General features: G+C 60.0%; 13 protein-coding genes and 1 pseudogene. 6 read left to right on the top strand and 8 right to left on the bottom strand.

Annotated features, from left to right (window positions below):
- Window positions 1-2 precede the first annotated feature (2 nt).
- From NCS02_RS30370 to NCS02_RS30380, 3 genes are all read right to left on the bottom strand, one after another.
- On the bottom strand, window positions 3-1,514 hold the full coding sequence (locus NCS02_RS30370; RefSeq protein WP_250520654.1) for an aldehyde dehydrogenase: 1,512 nt from the start codon (window positions 1,512-1,514) through the stop codon (window positions 3-5).
- Window positions 1,515-1,528: 14 nt separating this feature from the next.
- Window positions 1,529-2,509: a flavin reductase gene (locus tag NCS02_RS30375; protein WP_250520653.1), complete on the bottom strand. Its 981-nt coding sequence runs from the start codon at window positions 2,507-2,509 to the stop codon at window positions 1,529-1,531.
- 93 nt (window positions 2,510-2,602) lie between these two features.
- Window positions 2,603-4,447, bottom strand: coding sequence for a helix-turn-helix domain-containing protein (locus tag NCS02_RS30380; protein ID WP_250520652.1), 1,845 nt, complete (start codon window positions 4,445-4,447; stop codon window positions 2,603-2,605).
- Window positions 4,448-4,674: 227 nt separating this feature from the next.
- On the opposite strand from NCS02_RS30380, the gene NCS02_RS30385 reads away from it, so the two are divergent.
- From NCS02_RS30385 to NCS02_RS30395, 3 genes are all read left to right on the top strand, one after another.
- On the top strand, window positions 4,675-5,265 hold the full coding sequence (locus NCS02_RS30385; RefSeq protein ID WP_250520651.1) for an amino acid synthesis family protein: 591 nt from the start codon (window positions 4,675-4,677) through the stop codon (window positions 5,263-5,265).
- Between the two features lie 39 nt (window positions 5,266-5,304).
- Complete coding sequence (locus NCS02_RS30390; protein WP_250520650.1) at window positions 5,305-6,249, top strand: 2-hydroxyacid dehydrogenase; 945 nt, start codon at window positions 5,305-5,307, stop codon at window positions 6,247-6,249.
- A 280-nt stretch (window positions 6,250-6,529) separates the two neighbouring features.
- Complete coding sequence (locus NCS02_RS30395) at window positions 6,530-7,009, top strand: Lrp/AsnC family transcriptional regulator (RefSeq protein ID WP_250520649.1); 480 nt, start codon at window positions 6,530-6,532, stop codon at window positions 7,007-7,009.
- Window positions 7,010-7,279: 270 nt separating this feature from the next.
- Here the strand turns inward: NCS02_RS30395 and NCS02_RS30400 are convergent, their stop codons facing one another.
- The 3 genes from NCS02_RS30400 to NCS02_RS30410 all read right to left on the bottom strand — a co-directional run bounded on the left by NCS02_RS30400 (window position 7,280) and on the right by NCS02_RS30410 (window position 13,254).
- Window positions 7,280-8,752 carry an NAD-dependent succinate-semialdehyde dehydrogenase gene (locus NCS02_RS30400; RefSeq protein WP_250520648.1) on the bottom strand — a complete coding sequence of 491 codons (1,473 nt, stop codon included), beginning with the start codon at window positions 8,750-8,752 and terminating at the stop codon, window positions 7,280-7,282.
- Between the two features lie 75 nt (window positions 8,753-8,827).
- Window positions 8,828-10,228, bottom strand: a complete 1,401-nt coding sequence (locus NCS02_RS30405; protein WP_250523471.1) for an aspartate aminotransferase family protein — start codon at window positions 10,226-10,228, stop codon at window positions 8,828-8,830.
- Window positions 10,229-10,284: 56 nt separating this feature from the next.
- On the bottom strand, window positions 10,285-13,254 hold the full coding sequence (locus NCS02_RS30410; RefSeq protein WP_502800913.1) for an FAD-binding and (Fe-S)-binding domain-containing protein: 2,970 nt from the start codon (window positions 13,252-13,254) through the stop codon (window positions 10,285-10,287).
- A 639-nt stretch (window positions 13,255-13,893) separates the two neighbouring features.
- Here NCS02_RS30410 and NCS02_RS30415 point away from each other — a divergent pair.
- The gene (locus NCS02_RS30415) at window positions 13,894-14,382 is read left to right on the top strand and encodes a DUF3455 domain-containing protein (protein ID WP_502800914.1); all 489 of its coding nucleotides are present in this window, start codon (window positions 13,894-13,896) and stop codon (window positions 14,380-14,382) included.
- Between the two features lie 266 nt (window positions 14,383-14,648).
- Here the strand turns inward: NCS02_RS30415 and NCS02_RS30420 are convergent, their stop codons facing one another.
- Together NCS02_RS30420 and NCS02_RS30425 are read right to left on the bottom strand one after the other, a co-directional pair.
- Complete coding sequence (locus NCS02_RS30420; protein ID WP_250523474.1) at window positions 14,649-15,497, bottom strand: hypothetical protein; 849 nt, start codon at window positions 15,495-15,497, stop codon at window positions 14,649-14,651.
- Window positions 15,498-15,535: 38 nt separating this feature from the next.
- A complete protein-coding gene (locus tag NCS02_RS30425) occupies window positions 15,536-16,696 on the bottom strand; it encodes an FRG domain-containing protein (RefSeq protein WP_250523475.1) in 1,161 nt (386 codons plus the stop codon).
- Between the two features lie 218 nt (window positions 16,697-16,914).
- Between NCS02_RS30425 and NCS02_RS30430 the strand changes: the two genes are divergently transcribed.
- Window positions 16,915-17,232 (top strand): hypothetical protein, encoded by a 318-nt coding sequence (locus NCS02_RS30430; RefSeq protein ID WP_250523476.1) that lies wholly within the window; start codon window positions 16,915-16,917, stop codon window positions 17,230-17,232.
- Between the two features lie 195 nt (window positions 17,233-17,427).
- Window positions 17,428-17,802: pseudogene (locus tag NCS02_RS30435) on the top strand (transposase); the annotation flags it as partial.
- Between the last annotated feature and the right edge of the window lie 1,738 nt (window positions 17,803-19,540).

The raw sequence follows: 19,540 nt of genomic DNA on the forward strand, positions 1-19,540 counted from the left end.
GTTCAACGCAGGCGAATCACGAACGGATCTTGCATCGCGCCCGAGTAATCGATTACGACGTTCTTGACGCGGGAGAACTCGCGCATGACTTCGAATCCGCCGCGACGTCCATAGCCGCTGTGTTTCATGCCGCCGTTGGCCGACATATAGGCAGCCGAGCGATAGGTATTGATCCAGACGGTGCCCGCCTCGACGTCCCGAGCGAAGCGCATCGCGCGATCGATGTCCCGCGTCCAGATTCCGGCTGCCAAGCCGTAGTGGGTGGCGTTGGCCAGCTCGATGAGTTCTTTTTCGTCGCTGAACGGCATCACGCCGACCACCGGACCGAAAATCTCCTCCTGCATGAAGCGCATGTCGTTGCGAGCGTTCGACAGGACGGTAGGTTCGTAGTACCAGCCGCCGGCTAGATCGCCGCGCGCGGGCCGTTGGCCTCCTGCGGCGACCTTCGCGCCTTCCCGGATGCCGGAGGCAACATAGGTTTCCACCTTGTCGAGCTGGGCCGCAAGCGCGAGCGGTCCGATGTCGGTGTCCTCGTGCGTGGGATGGCCGACGCGCACGCGGTTTGTGCGCTCGACGAGCGCCTCGACGAAGCGGTCGTGGACCGAGGCTTCGACAAAGCAGCGCGAGCCGGCTACGCAGGTTTGTCCCGCAGCTGCGAACACGCCCGAAACCACACCGTTGACCGCGCGCTCGATGTCGACGTCGCCGAAGACGACGTGCGGCGACTTGCCGCCGAGCTCCATCTGGCAAGGCACCAAATTTTGGGCGGCGTTGCCCGCGATGCGGCGGCCGGTGATGGTGCTGCCAGTGAAGACGAACTTGGCGATGCCCGGGTGCTGGGTCAGCGTGTCGCCTGTTTCCTTGCCGTCACCGGTCACGACGTTGACGACCCCAGGCGGGATGCCTGCCTGGATGACCAGTTCGGCGAGCGCTAGCGTCGACGCCGTGGCGTGTTCGGACGGCTTAACCACGATGGTGTTGCCGATCGCGAGGCACGGTGCAAGCGTGCCGGTCAGCATCATGAGTGGGGAATTCCACGGGATGATCATCCCGACGACGCCGAGCGGCTCACGCGTATTGAAGTTCAGGGTGTCGAGCTTGTTCACCGGAATCGTGTCGCCTTGCAGCTTGTCGGCCATGCCGGCGAAGTAGAAGTACGAATCCGGGATAGCGCGCATCTGGGCGCGCATTTCCTTGAGTAGCTTGCCGTTGTCGCGACATTCGATGGCGGCGAGCGCATCGGCGTTTTCAAGCACTAGTTCGCCTAGGCGGCGCACCAGTTTGCCGCGCTCGGTCTGCGTCATGCGGCGCCAAGCCGGATTCGCGAAGGCTGCCTGTGCCGAGCGCACCGCATTGTCCACATCGACTACATCGCCCAGCGCGAATTCGTACCAAGGCTTGCCTGTGGTTGGATCGAAGCTTTGCAGATACTCACCGCTATGCGGCTCGGTGAACTTGCCGTCGATAAAGAGTTGCTGGCGTGAACCTTCAAGTGACTGCAGCGTTGTGCGCATTGAATTGCTCCCGGTCAAACGTGAATGGGTTGATCCCACGGTTGTGCGTCGCCGACCGTCGCGATGCGACCACCGTCGTGCGAATCCATGTAGATCGTGAAATTTCCGCCGCTCGTCTCGCGCACGTAGCGGCGCAGCATCGACCGGATTTCCCGCGACGAGATGTCGTCGAAGGGCAGTTGATCGAACGGGAAGAAGCGGAACTGGGGCGGCAGCGTGGCCAGGGTCGCCGGCTCGGCCAGCCGGGCCCGGTACACCAGATAGCCCGGATCGTTCTCGGCCGTATCAAATACGGAATACAGGAACGTATCGTCTGGCAGCAGCGCAAGTTCGCCGCCGCCCGGCAACCGCAAGCGCCCCTGCGTGACGCGGCGCGGGGCTGTAGGCAATACCCAGCCGCCTCTGCCGTCCTGCGCGAGGAGCAGGCTGCCGTCTGCATCGATGAGATAGCCGACGATCATGTCGTGCGAGGACAGCCAGCCCGGCGGCAGTGGATCCTTGACGTGTGCATATCGTCCGCGGCAAAAGCCCAGCGGTGCGGCAGGGCTTGTGCCGAACGCATGGATGCGGCCGATGAGGATGGTGTGATCGCCGGCATCGACCCGGTCGTGAACCGAGCAGTCGAACCACGTCAGGCAATCGGTAAGCACCGGGGCGCCGGTGTGAACTGCGTCGTGACCGACGAAGGAAAACTTGTCCATGGACTTGGACGCAAAAAGATTCGACACGTCCGTCTGCCCCTCATGCAGCAGATTGACGGCGAAGTGCGCGGATTCCTGGAAGGTTGGGTAACTTGCGGCGCCTTTGCCGATGCAAACAAGCAGCAGCGGCGGGTCGAGAGACACCGACGTAAAGGAGTTCGCGGTCATCCCGCGGGGACGCCCGTCTGCGTCGGATGTCGTCACCACCGTCACGCCGGTCACAAATGTGCCGAGCGCGCGGCGAAGTGCGACCGGGTCGATGGCGGTGAGTTCGCCTCGGGCCGAAGCTTGCATATCGTTCACCTCGAAACGTCGTTACATTGAGGTCAACGATATGCCTCCGGTTTTTTGTCCGCTTCCTTGGATCCGTAGGAGGGGGATGGCTAATTAATCTCGGATTCGAGGCAGGGTTTTCTTGGATGCGGCTGGGCTCGCGGCAGCATTGGTGAGGGTGTGAAGCTGGATCGCGAGTTCGACCGCAAAGCGCCGTTCGGGCGAATCGACGTCGATGCCGAACAGCTCCTGAATGCGTGTCAGGCGATAGCGCAGGGTGGTGACGTGCAGGCCCATTGCGTCCGCGCAGGGCTGGCTGCGGCAGCCAGAGCGCAGATAGGCGGCAAGTGTGTCGAGATACGGCGTTCCCGACGAACGGTCATGGTCGACGAGACCGCCAATTGTGCCGTCCACAAAACCGTGTACGTCCGCCGAGTCGGCCGCCCCCATTAACATGGGCAACGGGCCGAGCCCTTGGATATCCAGCGGGCCGCTTCGCCCGAACTTGCGTGCCACGCGGATCATGCGCCAGCAGCGTTCCCACTCGCTGGCTAATGGCTCGATGCCGTCGAACACCTCGCCAATCGCCACGATCGGTTCACGGCCGATTGAGCGGGCAAGCGTCTCGGAGATGCGCTTTGCAAGCCGCGGCAAGGCCGAGGTGTCGCGCAGTCCGTCTTGCGGGATCAGACAAACGAGTCCGCTCCCCACTGTGACGATATGGATCGGGACATGCAATTGGTGCGCCAGCAACTCGACCGTGCCGTGGCTTTCCACGGATAGACTGCTAGCTGGGCGCGCGGGGTCTGCAGGAACGCGTTGATCCGGGAAGTCGACCACCAGCATCCGCAAGGGCGAGGTCAACGACAGGCCGAGGCGGCGTGCGCGATGCAGAATGTCTTCCTCGTCGCGCCAGCGGCGCTCGACAATCTCGAAGAAGAGTTCGGTGAGCGTTCTCGTCTCGAAGCGGAACCGGACCACGCTGCGCATCATTTGTACGCTCAATGCAAAACGAGCGCTTTCGAGCATCAGTTGGTGGAGGTCTCCAGGCCCTGCAACATCGAAGGTCAATAGGGCGCCGACGAGCTCGTCGTCCACCTTGAGAGGTGCGATAGTCGCTTTCACATTGAGTCCGTGACGCAGCGGAATGTTGACGGACGTCTGCTGGAAGCGCTGGATGCTTTCACGCACCAATGTGACCGTCTCCCGCCCGGAGGCGCCGGCGAGCCAGCGTCGCCATTCGACGTCCGTCATGCTGACCGGGTCTGGCGACGCGGTACCCACGAGGTGATTGGCAAAGAAATCGATGACGAGAACGGGGCCGCCGAGCAAATCGGCCAAGGTCGATGTGAGCTGCTCGACTGACCCACCGGCGAGAACATCCCGCAAGAGACGTCGTTGGGCTTCGAGCGCGTTTTGCAGGCGCAGATGGGATTCCTGCTGGGCGCGTTGCCGATGCGCACGCTCGATGGCGATTGAGCCGAGGTGCACGACGGTGGCCATGAACGTCAGATCTTCTTCGCTCACGTCACGCACCGATCTCGACGCCACCGTGAGTACCATGGGCCGGCCTTCCGAGTCTTTCGATGACATCGGCAGGACCAGCACGGTGCGGTAGCCGCGTTCCTTCGCTTCGCGCCGATAGCCGGGAAACTGTGTCGATTCGAGTGCGTCTCGGATATAGACGGGCTCGTTTTTTTGCAACGCGATTAACGACGGGCTGGTCGCCAGTTCCCAGCGGTCCTCGGCGTGATGGGGCAGGATGCTTGTCTCGAACCGCGTCATCACGAGACCGTATCCGTGCGCCAGATCGATGGTCATCACCGATCCTAGATCCCAGCCATCCTGCTGCACCGCGGAACGCACGAGCTCACGTAACAAGCCGTCGAGATCTTCGTCTGAGCTGATCTGGCTGGCAACATGGCGTAGAGCCATCAGCCGTTGCGGGTGTTCAAGCATTCCGTGTCTCCTGACTGCGCGTCAATCTACACCAATGCAACGGAAGAAAAAAAACATCTTCCGCCGAACCGGAGGAAGACGCATCGGTGAACCGTCCTTAGCATGAATATCTACGGGAATGGACGAAAGACTTCTTTGACGTCGCATTGCCTTGTCATTTCCCAATCAGGGCTTCTTCGAAGAGACGTGCTCCGCACGCCACGACCGGCCCGACACCGGAGACTCAAATGCTTAAGGAAGTACGCAAAATCGCCACTTTCGTCGAGACGACTTATTGCGAAGGTGGCAAGAGCGCCGACACGCCCGTCACGACCGTCATCGTCGCCGCTGTCATTCGCAACCCGTGGGCAGGGCAGGGCTTCGTCGAAAATCTGCGTCCCGAAATTCTGCGCGTGGCGCCCGAGTTGGGCGAAAACATGACCCGGCGTCTGGTCGAGGTCATGCCGGGTGAGCAGGTGCAGGCCTACGGCAAGGCTGCGGTTGTCGGCGTCAATGGCGAGATCGAGCATGCATCGGCGATCATCCACACCCTGCGGTTCGGGAATCTGTTTCGCAATGCCGTGAGCGGTACTGCGTTCCTCAGTTTCACGAACACGCGCGTCGGTCCCGGCGCGCTGGTGTCGGTGCCGATGATTCACAAGTCGGAGACGGGCAAGCGTTCTCACTTCATCACGGGCACATTCCAAATGGCCGACGCGCCGGCGGCAGACGAGATCCTGCTTGCAATCGGCGCCGCCGACGGCGGTCGGGTGCATCCGCGTATTGCTGATCGCTTTCAGGACATGCAGGAAATGGGCCTTGACCAGGCATCCGCCTGACGAGCCATTCCTGCACCGCTACCCACGATTGAAACCATCATGCCCGCGACCATCGCCTTCTTGAGCCGCATGTCCGCCGAATACCAGGCGCCGTATCTCGCGGCGCTACAGTCGGCGTTGCCGGAGGAGACGATCCAGCCACTTCAAGCGCTCACGCCCGCGCAGCGCGCGGTGACGACGATTGCGATCGTTGCCAATCCGGCGCCCGAAGACGTCGCGGCACTGCCGAAACTGCTGTGGATACAGAGCCTTTGGGCCGGTGTGGAGCAACTGGTGGCCGGCCTGCCGGCCGGTAGCCCGCCCGTCGTTCGCCTCGTCGACCCGGAGATGTCGCGGACGATGGCGGAGGCCGTGCTCGCCTGGACGTATTATCTGCATCGCGATATGCCCCGGTACTCGCGACAGCAGTCGATGCGTCTCTGGCAGCAGCACACTTACCGAAGGCCCTCGCAATTCGCTGTAGGCCTGCTGGGGCTCGGCGCGCTCGGAATGGAGGCGGCCCGGATGCTCGTCAACGCGGGGTACGTGGTCAGAGGCTGGAGTCGCTCGGCGAAGACGGTGCCCGGTGTCGAAACGTTCGGGGGCGAGGCGGGGCTCGATGCCGTACTCGCCAGCAGCGACGTCGTCGTTAGCCTAATGCCGTTGACGGAACAGACGGCCGGTATCCTCGACGCACGGCGATTGCACATGATGAAGCCGGGCGCGGGGCTCATCAATTTCTCGCGAGGTCCGATCGTCGTGACGCAGGATCTTGTTGCGGCGCTTGATCGACGGCACCTGTCGCACGCGGTGCTCGACGTCTTCGATGTCGAACCGCTGCCGGACACCTCCGGCCTGTGGGCACACCCGGCCGTGACGGTATTGCCGCACATCTCCGCACCCACGGATCAGCAGACCGCAGCGCGGGTCATTGCCACTAATATCCGGGAATTCCGATCTTCGGGACGCATTCCGGGCCACGTGGATATGGCGCGAGGCTATTGAACGTGCAGACGAACAACCCAGCACTGCCCTCATTCGTGTCGCCGCGCATGCATCGCACGGTCGCATTCCATGGGGACGGCGCGCATCTGCGCTTCCTGCGCACGGGCGAGGGGCTGGCATGCGTACATGAGGTAACCGGTACTGAGCCGCGTCCTGCCGTCTTCTTTCGCGCACAGCACGATGCGCTACTCGTGGCGCGTCACTTTCCCGGCTCGAAAGCGATGGGCGACAACCTCGCAGTCAAGGATGCACGCCGCGGCGATTCGCATGCAGGCCGGCCATGCTAAAACTGGACCGATTCGACATTGCGATCCTGAAAGCGTTGGTCCGGGACGGTCGAATGACGAAATCCCGGCTTGCAGCGGAGATCAATCTCTCAATATCACCTGCATGGGAGCGTGTCAGGCGCCTCGAGGCGGCTGGCGTCATTCGCGGCTACAACGCGTCTGTGAACTGGAGCCGCGTTGTTCAGGCGGCCCGGATCATCGTCGAGATTACCCTTTCGCGCCATACCGCGGCCGACATGCAGCGATTCGAAGATCGCGTACGGCGTTCGCCGGAGGTCACGCAATGCGATGCTACAGGCGGGGGACTGGACTACGTCATGCACGTCGTGTGCCGCGACATTGATCATTACCAGCGCTTCATGGATTGCCTGCTCACCGAAGGTCTTGGGATCGAACGCTACTTTACTTATGTCGTGACGAAGGTCGTGAAGGAGGGTGTTGACGTCGTGCCCGCCTGGGTCGATCTCGCCTGATGTCTACAGAGCGTCGATTGCGATTTTCTGCATACCCCAGCGGCGACCATTGTGTCTGAAGATGTCACTCACCAGGGTGCCGTTCGAGTCGCTTGGCCATATCGGCGGACCTTGGACGAATAGCAACGGCGTCCATTCAGTAGCGCTCATCGGTCGGCAATCGTAGGTGAGCGGTCATGTATTGCGCGGCACAGACAAGCTGGGCGCGATGGGTCGGGTCCGCAATCGGGGGCGATGCCTTGTCGAACTGACATCGCCTGTGATTCATACTCAGTCGAGCCCGCCCTGGCACAGGTATTTTACTGTTAGATAGTCGTCTAGCCCGTACTTCGAACCTTCACGCCCGTAGCCCGACTCCTTAATTCCGCCGAACGGCGCGGCTTCGCTCGCCACGGCGCCTTCATTGATGCCGATCACGCCTGCTTCCAGTTCACGCGACACGCGCTCGATCCGGCGCAGGTTGCTCGTATAGAAGTAGGCGGCGAGGCCGAAGGGCGTGTCGTTCGCGAGCCGGATCGCTTCGTCTTCGGTTTCGAATCTGAACAGGGGCGCGACGGGCCCGAAGGTTTCCTCGCCGCAGACGAGCATGCGCTCATTGGCGTTCGTCAGGACCGTCGGCGCGTAGTAGTTCGGCCCCAGATCCGTGAGACGCTTGCCGCCAGTGAGAACGCTCGCGCCGTGGGCGACGGCGTCATCGACATGACGTGCGATCTTGTCGATGGCGCGCCGGTTAATCATCGGGCCGATTTGCGAATCCGGGTTGCTCGCAGGGCCGACACGCAGCGCGGCCACGCGCTGGCCCAACAGACCAGCGAATCGCTCGTAGATATCAGACTGGACGTAGATGCGATTTGGGCACACACAGGTTTGGCCGCCATTGCGGAATTTTGCGGCCATTACGCCTGTTGCGGCCGCGTCGAGGTCCGCGTCATCGAAGACGATGAACGGCGCATTTCCGCCCAGTTCCAGCGACAGCTTCTTGAGCGTGCCCGCAGACTCGCGAGCCAGGTGTTTTCCAACAGGGGTCGATCCCGTGAAGGTGATCTTGCGCACTCGGTCGTCGGCAAGCCAGTCCGCCACAGCGCCGATGCCCTCGTCGCGCGCGGCGCTGATCATGTTCAGCACGCCCTCGGGAACGCCTGCTTCCTGAGCGAGCGCGGCCAATGCCAGCGCGGTCAGAGGGGTGTCTTCCGCCGGCTTGGCGACCACGGTGCAGCCCGCCGCAAGCGCCGGCGCGATCTTGCGCGCGATCATGGCGAGCGGGAAATTCCACGGCGTGATGGCGGCGACGACGCCAATCGGCTCCTTGATCGCACTCATGCGCTTGCCTGGCTGCTGCTGGGGAATGATGTCGCCATAGATGCGTGTCGCTTCGTCGGCGAACCAGTTCACGTAGGACGCGCCGTAGGCGACTTCGCCACGGCTTTCGTTCATCGGCTTGCCTTGTTCCATCGACATCAGGCTCGCCAGATCCTCAGTGTTCTGCACGATCAGCGCATGCCAGCGGCGCAGCACCTCGGCGCGTTCACGGGGCAGGCGCGCGCGCCATGCGGGAAGCGCTGCCGCTGCCGCATCGGTGGCGGAGCGGGCATCCGCCGCGCCGCTGTTGGCGACTTCAGCGATCGTCTCCCCGGTGGCGGGGTCGGTCACGGGATAGCGTGTTGCGCGCGCTGCATCCACCCATTTGCCGCCGATCAGATTTTGTTTGCGAAGCAGTTCGCCTCGCGTGAGTTTCAATGCCACGGTGTTCTCCTTCCCCAAAGATGAGCACGATCGCGTCTGGATGCGAGATCGCGTTGCCTTTCAGTCGCCAATGGTTCAGGCCGCCGTTTTTTCCGCGCTGCGCACGGCCGCGCGGACGTCCTCGTTGGCCAGCACGTCATCAAGCGTCTTGCGCACTCGCTTGATCATTTGTTGCATTTCGCTTTCGGTGATGCACAGGGCGGGCGCGAAGCCAAGGATGTTGTCGCCGAAAGCCCGGAAGATGATCTTGTTGCGATAGGCCGCCGCGAAGATCCGGTTTGAAAGATCGAGCGAAGGATCAAAGCGCGTGCGCTTTTGCTTATCCGCGACGAGTTCCACCGCGCCGAGCAGACCACGATGGCGCGAGTCGCCGACCAGCGGATGATCGAGCAGGCTGTCGAGCCCGGCCGCAAAATGCCGACCTTGAACGACGCCGTTGTCGATTAGTCCGCCTTCGCGATAAAGCCGCAATACTTCGAGTGCGATGGCGGCGCTCACCGGATGAGCAGAATACGTCTGCCCATGTCCGATTGGGTCGGAGCGATTGCCGCTGTCCGCGAGCGCCTGATAGATTCGGTCCGACATCAGCACGGCGCCCATCGGCGCGTAGCCTGCGGTGAGTCCCTTGGCCACCGTCATTAGGTCCGGTTCGACGCGCTCGGCCTCGCACGCGAACATCGGGCCGGTGCGGCCGAATCCCGTAATGACCTCATCGGCGACGAACAGAATGTCGAGTCGATGGCAGGCATCGCGCATTGCCTTGAGCCATCCTTGCGGCGGCACGATGACGCCGCCCGATCCCTGTATGGGCTCGCAGAAGAATGCGGCGACGTTCTCGGCTCCGAGCGCGGTAACTTTCTCTTCTAGCGCGGCGATGGACCGACCGATGATCGCTTGCGCGTCGTCGGGCGTCTCGCTGCGATACGGATACGGCGACGCAATGTGATGTTGTGTTGCGAGCGGCACATCGAAGTTGCGGTGGAACGAGGCGAGCGCTGTCAGTCCCGATCCGGACGATGACGAGCCGTGATAGCCACGCTCCAGCGCAATGATGTGTTTCTTCGACGCGCGGCCTGTCGCGTTGTAGTAGTGCGTGATGAAGCGCACGGCGGAATCGATGGCGTCCGAGCCGCCCAGCGAGAAATAGACGCGCTGCAGCGAAGCGGGCGACAGCGCGACCAGTTGCTCGGCGAGTTCGATCGCGGGCGCCGAGGAAAAATGGAAATAGCCGGTGGCGTAGGGCAGGCGAGCCATTTGTTCGGCGGCGACACGCACGATGCTTTCCTGTCCATAGCCCGTGTTGACGCACCACAGGCCAGCGAACGCGTCGAGGAGTTCGTTGCCACTCGCGTCGCGCAGCCACACGCCATGTCCCGATTCGAGAATGGTCGCTCCGCGCGCTTCATGGGCGCGGTAATTGACGACCGGATGAATAAGATGCTTGCGATCGGATTCGATGAGTGAGGCAATAGTCATTACCGCTCCTTTTCAAAAGTTTGTCGCGAGAGACACTGTTCACTCGCGCGAATGCGCTAGATGTTTTCTTCTTCAGCTTCGATCCGTTCTTCGTGCCGATGTTGAGCGGCGGCGCCGCGACGATCCAGCCACTGAGCAAGATGGACCGCCGTTTTGCCTGTGGTGTTGCGAATCTGCGAGCGGCAACTGAAGCCGTCGCTCACGATGACCGTGTCATCGTTTAGTGCGGAGATCGCGGGCACGAGTTCGGACGCCGCCACCGCTCTCGCGAGGCTCGCCGTCTTTGTGTGGTACCCGTATGCGCCGGCCATCCCGCAACATCCCGTGTTCAGCAGCGCGCCTGAACTCGCCGCCGCATTGATCAGTTGCGACTCCGCTTTCATGCCGCCGCACGCGTTTTGATGGCAATGCCCATGCACGCGAACGTCCTCCTCTAACCGCGGCACGGGCACATCGCTATCCCGCAGCAGCTCCGCGAGCGTCCTCACGCTGTCCGCCAGTGCCCTCGCGCGGCGATCGGCGGGAAAGAGCGCGCGCAACTCGTCACGGAACACCGACAGGCAACTCGGTTCGAGCACGACGACCGGGATTTTCGATTCGATGACATCGCTCAGCGCCGCCATGATGTCTTCGAGATTGCGGCGCGCCTCGTCGAGCAGGCCGGCGTCATACATCGGACGTCCGCAGCAGATGTGCTTGCGCATAAGCTGGACGCCAAAACCGTTCGACTCGAGCACGCGCACCGCCGCTTCCATGACCTCGGGCGAGAAGCCGTTGTTGAAGGTATCGGTCCAGAGCAAGACCTGGCCGCGCGGCGCGGTCGCTTCGGCCGCAATTGACGCGAGCAGTCGCCTGGCGCTCGATCCGCCGCGAAAGCTCCGCGCGGCGATCTTTGGAAACGGGACATCAGGCGCGAGGTCGAAGCGGGCGCCGACTCTCCTGAACGACCGATTGCTCATCACCGCGTTGGCTACCGTGCTCACCCGCGTTGCGAGCGGAAGCCATGCGCCGATTCTGCCGATCATCGAATCCATGACAGGGCGGCGTTTTTGTTTGAAGTATTCGTACAGAAAGTGACTCTTGTATTTGGCGATGTCTACGTGCGTGGGGCAGTCGCTTCGACATCCCTTGCAGGCCAGGCAATGATCGAGCGAGTCCTTGACCGCTTCGCTTCGCCAGCCGTCTTCGATCACCTCGCCTTTGAGCAGTTCGAACAGCAGGCGGGCCCGTCCGCGTGTGGAGTACTTTTCTTCTCGTGACGCACGATAACTCGGGCACATGGTGCCACCGCTCAGCGAGCGGCATTTACCCATGCCGATGCAGCGTTCGGTCGCGCGCGCGAAGGTGTCGGGCTTCACCGCGTTGCCGAACACAAAGGGACTCGACACGTCCACGCGCCGATAACCGGGCCCAAGACGCAGATTCTCGTCGAGCGGCATCGCGTCGATTAGCTTCCCGGGATTCATGCGGTCGCGCGGGTCCCAGATTGCCTTGAATTTGCGGAACGCTTCCATCAACTCGGGTGAGTACATCATCGAGAGCAGTTCTCCCTTGGCCTGGCCGTCGCCATGCTCGCCGGACAACGATCCTTCGTATTTGATGACGAGCCGCGCTGCGTCGACCAGAAAGTCGCGCCGCGTATGCACGCCCTGCGCGTGGCGCAAGTCGAAGGTGATGCGCGAATGAATGCATCCGTCGCCGAAGTGACCATACATGTTGGTCTTGTAGCCATAGGCCTCGACGAGCGCCGAAAACTCTCTCAGGTAGGCGCCAAGATGACGGGGTTCGACGGCGGCATCTTCCCAGCCGACGACCGGATCGGGTTTCGACGGATCGTCGCCAATCGACGTGGCCGAAGCGCCGGTTTCGCGCACCGACCAGAGACGCTTCATGAGGCCCGCGTCTGTCACGGTTCGCAAAGACGGCATTCCAGGCAGCGATGACGCAAGGGCAGCGGCCTTTTGCGCGAGCGATATCGCCGTCGGCCTGTCGGTGGAACCGAATTCGACCATCAGCCACGCATTGCCTTCGGGCAGTTCGGCAATGTCCGCGAGCGCTAGGCCGCGTTCCCTGAGCCCTCCAACGATGCCGGTGTCCAGTCCTTCCATGGCAATCGGACCCAGCGGCAGCAACACGGGTACGCAGTCGGCGGCATCGAAGATCGTCGGAAAGCCGAATACGACGAGCGCACGATGAGCGGGATTGGTCACCAGCGATGTCCTGGCCCGCAGCACCGAAACACACGTGCCTTCGGAACCGACGAGCGCGCGAGCAATATTGAAGCCGTTCTCCGGCAGCAACTGGTCGAGGCTGTAGCCGGAGACGCGGCGCTTGAGCTTGGGAAAGCCGGCGCGAATGACCTCGCCATATTCGTCGACGAGATCGAGCAGCGCCGCGACGATCTCCGCGCGCCGGCCGCCGGCGTTCAGATGCTGCTGGATCGCCTCCTCGTTCGTCGGCCCGACCCAGAAGCGCGCACCGTCGTAGGTGAGAACTTCCATGGCCTCGATGTTCTCGGCCGTCTTGCCAGCCATCACCGAGTGCGCGCCACAGGCGTTGTTGCCCACCATGCCGCCGATCGTGCAGCGGCTATGCGTGGCAGGGTCCGGTCCAAAGGTTAGCCCCTCGAGCGCGGCAGCATCTTTCAATTGGTCGCAGATTACGCCCGGCTGCACGGTCGCTACCTGATTGGACACATCTAGTACCTCGATCGCCGTGAGGTTCTTCGATGTGTCGATCAGAACAGCGGCATTGACCGACTGGCCGCACATCGAGGTGCCCGCGCCGCGCGTCAGAACCGGTACGTCCCATTCATGGCACACCCGCATGATTTCGACGACATCATCCACACTGCGCGGCACCACCACGCCGATTGGTACCTGCCGGTAATTGGACGCTTCGGACGCGTAGGCCGCACGCGTGCCGGCATCGAAACGGATCTCCGCGTGCGTGCTTGCGGCGAGACGTCGCTGCAGTGCCATCAAGGCATTGATGTCGGGGCGCGACGGACGTTTTGCAGAATTCATATCACGATAGCGCGGAGCTCGTTAAGGAAGCAGGTCGCCCGGTGTGCACACGGACCTTCCTATTGAACCGTTTGGCTATCGTCCTGTCTTCCTACTTAGAATAGGAGAAACAGCTCCATTCGTTCATCGCGATAATTCCGACGGCCATTCGAACGTCGGCTACGATCCCCATAGGTCCGGCTATTGGTCGCGCGACCGGGCGGGGGGCAATTCGTAGGTCCGCGCATTGTCCGTCGATGAGCGACTTAAATGACACTTTTCGCAATGACTGGAAACCTTCTGAACGACCGCAATTCTCTGGAAACGGCCGCGGTTGCCGCTTTCTGCCGAGCGGTGCCTATTGGTCAGCCGACGACATCTGTACCGCGGACGCAGCGCATCGCACATCGCGGGGCACCCTGAGGCCTGATGGCCGCAGCCAGCTTGCTCGGACAATGCACTGGCGTACCGGTTTAACAGCGATGCGGACGAATCGAGTGCGACATGTGTAGAAGGAACAAGCAACGCGCCATAGCGCGGTGTACTATAAGTGACCTAAAGAAACCCAATGTCGAGCACTGTTAGCATGCCGCAAACATCGAGTAAGTCGACTCAAAGTAACGGGTCGGTCCTTATTAATTCATTCCACCAAAAAATCTAATGCGTGCTGCAAGAGCCGCAAGCGGCATACTGATATCGGGCCTTTCTTGTTCGGCGGCACTGGCCCAATCCGTTGTGCCACCTGATGGAAGCGTGAGCTTCAGCGCGAGAGCATCTGGCGTGCAGATCTACACCTGCCAGTACGACAACCGACACGTACTCGGCTGGGTGTTGATGCAACCGCGAGCGACGCTTTTCGACGAGCACGGCGCGGCGATCATTGAACACTTCGCTGGCCCGTCATGGGAGGCGCCCGATGCTAGCCGTATCGAAGGACATGTGATCGCACAGACTCCGAGGGAGACGAACCACAGCGTGCCCCAACTGCTTCTGCAGGCGCGCTCCACGGCCGGTCCAGGGCTGCTCTCTCCGATACGATACGTCCAGCGCGTCAAGACGGTTGGCGGCCTGAAACCGGCCGCGCGGTGCACGGCCGAGCATCAGATGGGGAGTTCACCGTATCTCGCGACTTACGTTTTCTATCGGTGATGCTCGCGGGCGTCGTTCATCGCTCACGGGTACCTCAGACATCAATTCAGGGACGAACTAGCCGCGCGGGAAAGCACCGTGAGCATTGGAGTAGCGGCTCGCTCGTGAAGGAATCACCGGCAAGGTCGTACCCGGTCACTTCGATGCCTTCAGCGAAGCCGGGGTTAGCGACGATGCGTTACAAACACGTCCTTTTGAACTGAAGCGTGCACGCCAGTCGTAGGGTTGAATCCGCCAGCTAAAGCAGCCGTTCTACGGTTCGATCCTCAGATTGCCCTAATCATGTCGTCGATGATGTCGCTCTCAATCTCACCCGTTGCAATATCCCAATGAGCGAGTATTCCGTATACGAAACGGCCGACATACTTGACCGGATCGTATGAATAGACAGACTCGTTCTTCAAGCGATATAGGTGTTCGTTCAAACGCCGGAAGAAGCGATGCACACCTTCGTCGCTGACGTCGACCCTCGAAAAGACATACGCGACTTCATCTGACAGCATCTTCATCTCCATCACGATATCGCCTAGCAGCTCCGGACGGCTCTGCATCTCGTTGAGTGCGGCGTACCACTTCGCAAACTTGTCTGAGCCGAAATACTCTCTGAATTTTTGATGGTCACATAGCTCCTCACGTAGTCGCGGGTCGTAAGATCCGTCTGACGCTCCAAGTAGCGTCCCAATCACCCCTTCTCTGAACTCACGATAACGGCGCCTCAGATTGCTTCGCAGGATTTCCCTCAGTCGACGCTCCGGCAGATACACCACAAGCAACCAGAAGAAGGCGCTCGTAAGAAAGCCGATTGCCAAGTTGAACAAGATGGAATTGCCGTTGTGCAATTGCAGCAAGACCGGCTCGATTGCGGTGCCACGGAGCATGCCGACGACAGGCTCAGTGCTACCCGCAAAAACCTCGAAGATCGAGGCGACCGTCAAGCCAGTCAGTGCGCCAGTTGTCAACAGGCGTTTCAAGGTATCCGACGTCATCGTTAGGTTAGATAGCTGATAGCAGAACGGTCTATCGTCGCCACGGCGACCCGCTACTATAGGCGGAATCGCGCAACCACTGATACCCGCATTGGCCGACATGACAGCCGATACGTTACCGGTGTCCATCTGTCACTTTCGCTGGTTTCAGCCTCCCTGTCGTGCAATCACTGCGCGAACAGCCGCTCGCGCAATTCTTCGCACGCTCCATCGAGGCCCGGAAACAACGAGCCTGCTGTAATGCCCATCAAGGCAAGCTCTTTCATCACTGTTTCCCGCTCCTTTACCGGGATGTCGATCGCATAGACATATTGGTGCTGTCGCGTGTGCTCAACAGCCTTTATGTATGACTCGACGTCGTCGACGTTCGTCAGCGCTGAGAGCGCCTGCTGAGGAATAAGGCGTTCATTCTCGATCGCCAAAAATTCCATCAGCGAGAAGTGAGGACGGACAGGTGCTGTGATCGGTATTTGGGGAGTGTCCTCTCGCCATTTCGCCTGACCGAACTGGAAGATGCGGATGTAACCCGCATTTCGCTTCCTCGATGCAGCGATCGTTATGTGTCTGAAGGCGAAGAACGCAGCAACGTACGGCGAGTACGTCCAATCGATCAGAGGCGTCGGGAACCCGTGGTGTTGCGCAAGGTGGAGAAGAGCGCCGAACTGGTCGCTGTCGGCCCGATTGAAAATATGCTTTGTACGCGCACTTAGATGTCGATCGAGCGTGGCGAGATCGTCAAACGTGTATCTGAACAGATCGGAGCGGTTCGTGCGATGGAAATGCGATCGAAGCCGCCACGACTTTTGCTGTCCCCTGAGAATAAACATGCGTGTTTCTAGGCGCGACACATGACGCTTAAATGCATCCCAATTCATTCGCTTCGACGGGATATCGGACGGGCGGTTCCGATCGTTGCGTGTTAGCCGCGCTGAACCCTCCATACCTATATCAGAGTTCCACTCGACCTCCATATTCGTACCGTCCCACCTTATCCGAGCCTGAGCCTTCGTCGCGATTCGGATTTCCGGTGGGAATACCTCCTGAACCTGATGCGGTGGTACGAGAAGCGTTGGGTTCTTCGGATGCGTCGGTTGGAGCAGAATGGTTGTGAATGCGCCATCGGCCCCGAGATAGATTTCGTCGATGCGCCCGACGACCACCGGTCCATTCGATTTTTCTCCAGGAAATAACATTGCACTGCCCACCATGTGGTCGGAACGTATCTCAAGGTCGATGACTATATCTCCAGCCCACTGAGTCGCACGAAAATTGCCAATCCACTGGCCGATCAGCGGCGCTGGTAGTGTTGGTCTTTTTGCTTTTGTCATGTCGTGCGAGTCTATGTCGCTTGGGAGAAGATTCGGCAATGCATTTGCAGGGCCGGAAAGGAATCGTATCACTACGGCGTGTGACACCACCGCGACTAGCCATATCCATTACTATCACACTACACCACAGGTAGATCGGGTAAGCTGTCTCGAATTAGAGTAGTAGGGCACGCGGAGCGTGGCCACGCTGTCAACATGGGCTACCACTAGAACGGAAAATGGCGCATCTACAAATAGGCAAGAGCTTGGCCGAGACAGATGTCTTGTGGCGATACCTTACGCTGGATAAGTTCATCAATCTCATCGAATCGAGCACTCTCTTCTTTACCCCTTTGGCGTGGTACAAAGAGACGGATCCGTTTGAGGGATACCTGCCGAAAGTCGCGATTGATGCGATCGCCGCTATCCCTGCGAAATACGCACAGCGTCACGAAGAGCGTATCACGGCAATCGAGAAGCTACCTCAAAGTAGCAACATGCTGGGGAACTGGCGTATCTGCGACAAGAAGTGGCCCGCGTTCACACGCAAACAATGAAGGCGCTGCATAAGAACATTGTCAACTGCCTGACTGTGAATTGTTGGTACAGAAGTCAGCACGAGTCGGAGGAAATGTGGGGGTTGTACTCTAAGGGCGGCGTGGCCATAAAGACTAGTGCATTGCATCATTGAATTGGCACCCCAAGTGTGTTCAGATGCAGGTCATGGGCAAAATGAATCTGACCGATACCGAGCGCCACGCCATACCAGCGAACAGTTTGTGGCCTTCCTGACCGACGTCGTGGCCAGCCAGCCCAAGCGCAGAGAAATCCATGTCATCTGTGACAACGTGAGTAGCCATAAGACGGAGCGGGTGGCCACCTTCCTCAACGCGCATCGCAACGTACGTCTGCACTTCACGCCGACCTATTCGTCGTGGCTTAACCAAGTGGAAAACTGGTTCTCGCGCATCCAGCGTGATGTGATCGCCCGTGGCATCTTCGTTTCAGTAAAAGATCTGGATCGCAAACTCATGCATTACATCCGCGAGCACAATAAACATCCAAAGCCGATCAAGTGGAAGTATGACGATCCTTCACGTCGAATCCGCCAGGTGCCAAATCAGTGACGCAGTCGACTAGTGTTGGCGCCATCAAAGCCGCACTGGCCGAGAACCAGCAAGATCACCACATCTTCATGGGGGCGGTGAAGTACCTCGACTTTTCATCTAAGGACCTTACTCCACCAGACTGTGTTTCTGAGGATGGGCACTTGATGGGAATGTTAAAACGTATCGCGTATGCACATGAAAATGAAGTCCGCATGTACATAACCGGAAAGCGTGCGCCTCGGGACTTGTCTATTCACGACCCAGCGCCCGCAATAGTCTCTCTGGACGTACACAAACTTATCGAGGGTATTGTTATCTCTCCCGTTGCGAGCCGATCTATCGAGCAAAGCATACGGGCGGTGTGCAAGTGGGGTAACGTTGATCCAAGCAAAGTGTGCAAGTCACCACTCTTGGAAAATTGTGAGTATTTGTTGGGTGGGTATGATTGAAGACAATGGTCGCAATCTCGTCATGCTTTCGTTCAATCGGCCGCAAATGTCCAAGGGCTGATAGGGCGACCTGCATCCCCTCGTTTCAAATGGCCGCTTCCAGCGGCACAGCAGTCACCCGAGTGACCAAACTTCGTTGCCTCCAAAGGTCGCTTGTTGGCCGCGAGCCGCCCGACCGCGGTCTGCGGCGGCATGCGTAGCGGAGCGAGAGTCCAGTCGCCTAGCCAGTGACACTTTTATTTTGCGTCGTCGAAACCTTGCCCAACAAGGTTCTATAAACCTCGGAGCATCGCGTAGTCCCCAAGTGACACATTTACTGTCGCAACGGTGAGAGATTTAATACAGTCTACGACGGCATCGACGAGAAACTTCAACGAACGAGTTTTAATGATGGACGCTTGGGCGGGTGCGCTATCACTCGCTTTGAAGGGCGGTTGGACCCGTCCAGGGCGACTAGAGCTAGCCGGATGTTGAGGTTGGCGCCGATTGTTGGACTTGCCTCGATATCCCGCATTTGGACCGCGGGGTTGACTCATGGTGGAACTCCGATGCGATGCGTGAGTTTCAACGCTAAGGTTATATCAGCGATCGTTGTTACCGAACGGTTGTCGCTGAAAGCGTCGGTCGCTGCTTCAAATCAATTGCTTAGATCGAGCCGTCAGTCAGCGTTCCGCAAGCGGCTGTGACTTGTGCGGCCTACCGGCGCAATCGCCGCTGGTCGATTATATTCACTTCAATGACCACGGGCGGCGGACATCAACGGCGAGCCGCGCCCGCTCGCGGCAAAGCGCTTGAGCTTCTCCCGCGCTTCATAATGAACGTACCGAGGCGCAACGGCTAGTTGACGATCGGCCTCTTGCAAGACCGCCTGGAACAAGGGCAGCTCGGCCGCATCGACTCTCCATATTCTCTCCGTTTCCGCCCGCTGCAGGCAGCGCTCCAGAGCCGCTTCAGCGCGCCCATAGATGATGACGTCCGTCTACCCATAGCCCGCATCTTGCACGAAATAGGTGACGTAGACCAATTCGATCAACCCGTTGACCAGATACGCAGATCCAGCGCCAGCGCGACAGGCAGCGAAAGTCAAATGGTTGGACAACGCAACGGTGCGCGCCGCGGATAACGGCAGAGGCAGCAACATCTCTTTACTGAGGGGTTTGCGGGACGGCGAACGAGAAACTCGCGGGCGAGGGTTGCGATAAGACATGCTGCAATAAAGAGAACGAAAGGAGTCCGCGTTCAATGGGCACCCCGGAATGATAGCAGGCCGCAGGAGCCGACACTGTGGCGCGCGCCTCGCTGCACGC

Origin of the sequence: Caballeronia sp. NCF2 (assembly GCF_023631205.1) — a bacterium.
Taxonomy (GTDB): domain Bacteria; phylum Pseudomonadota; class Gammaproteobacteria; order Burkholderiales; family Burkholderiaceae; genus Caballeronia; species Caballeronia zhejiangensis.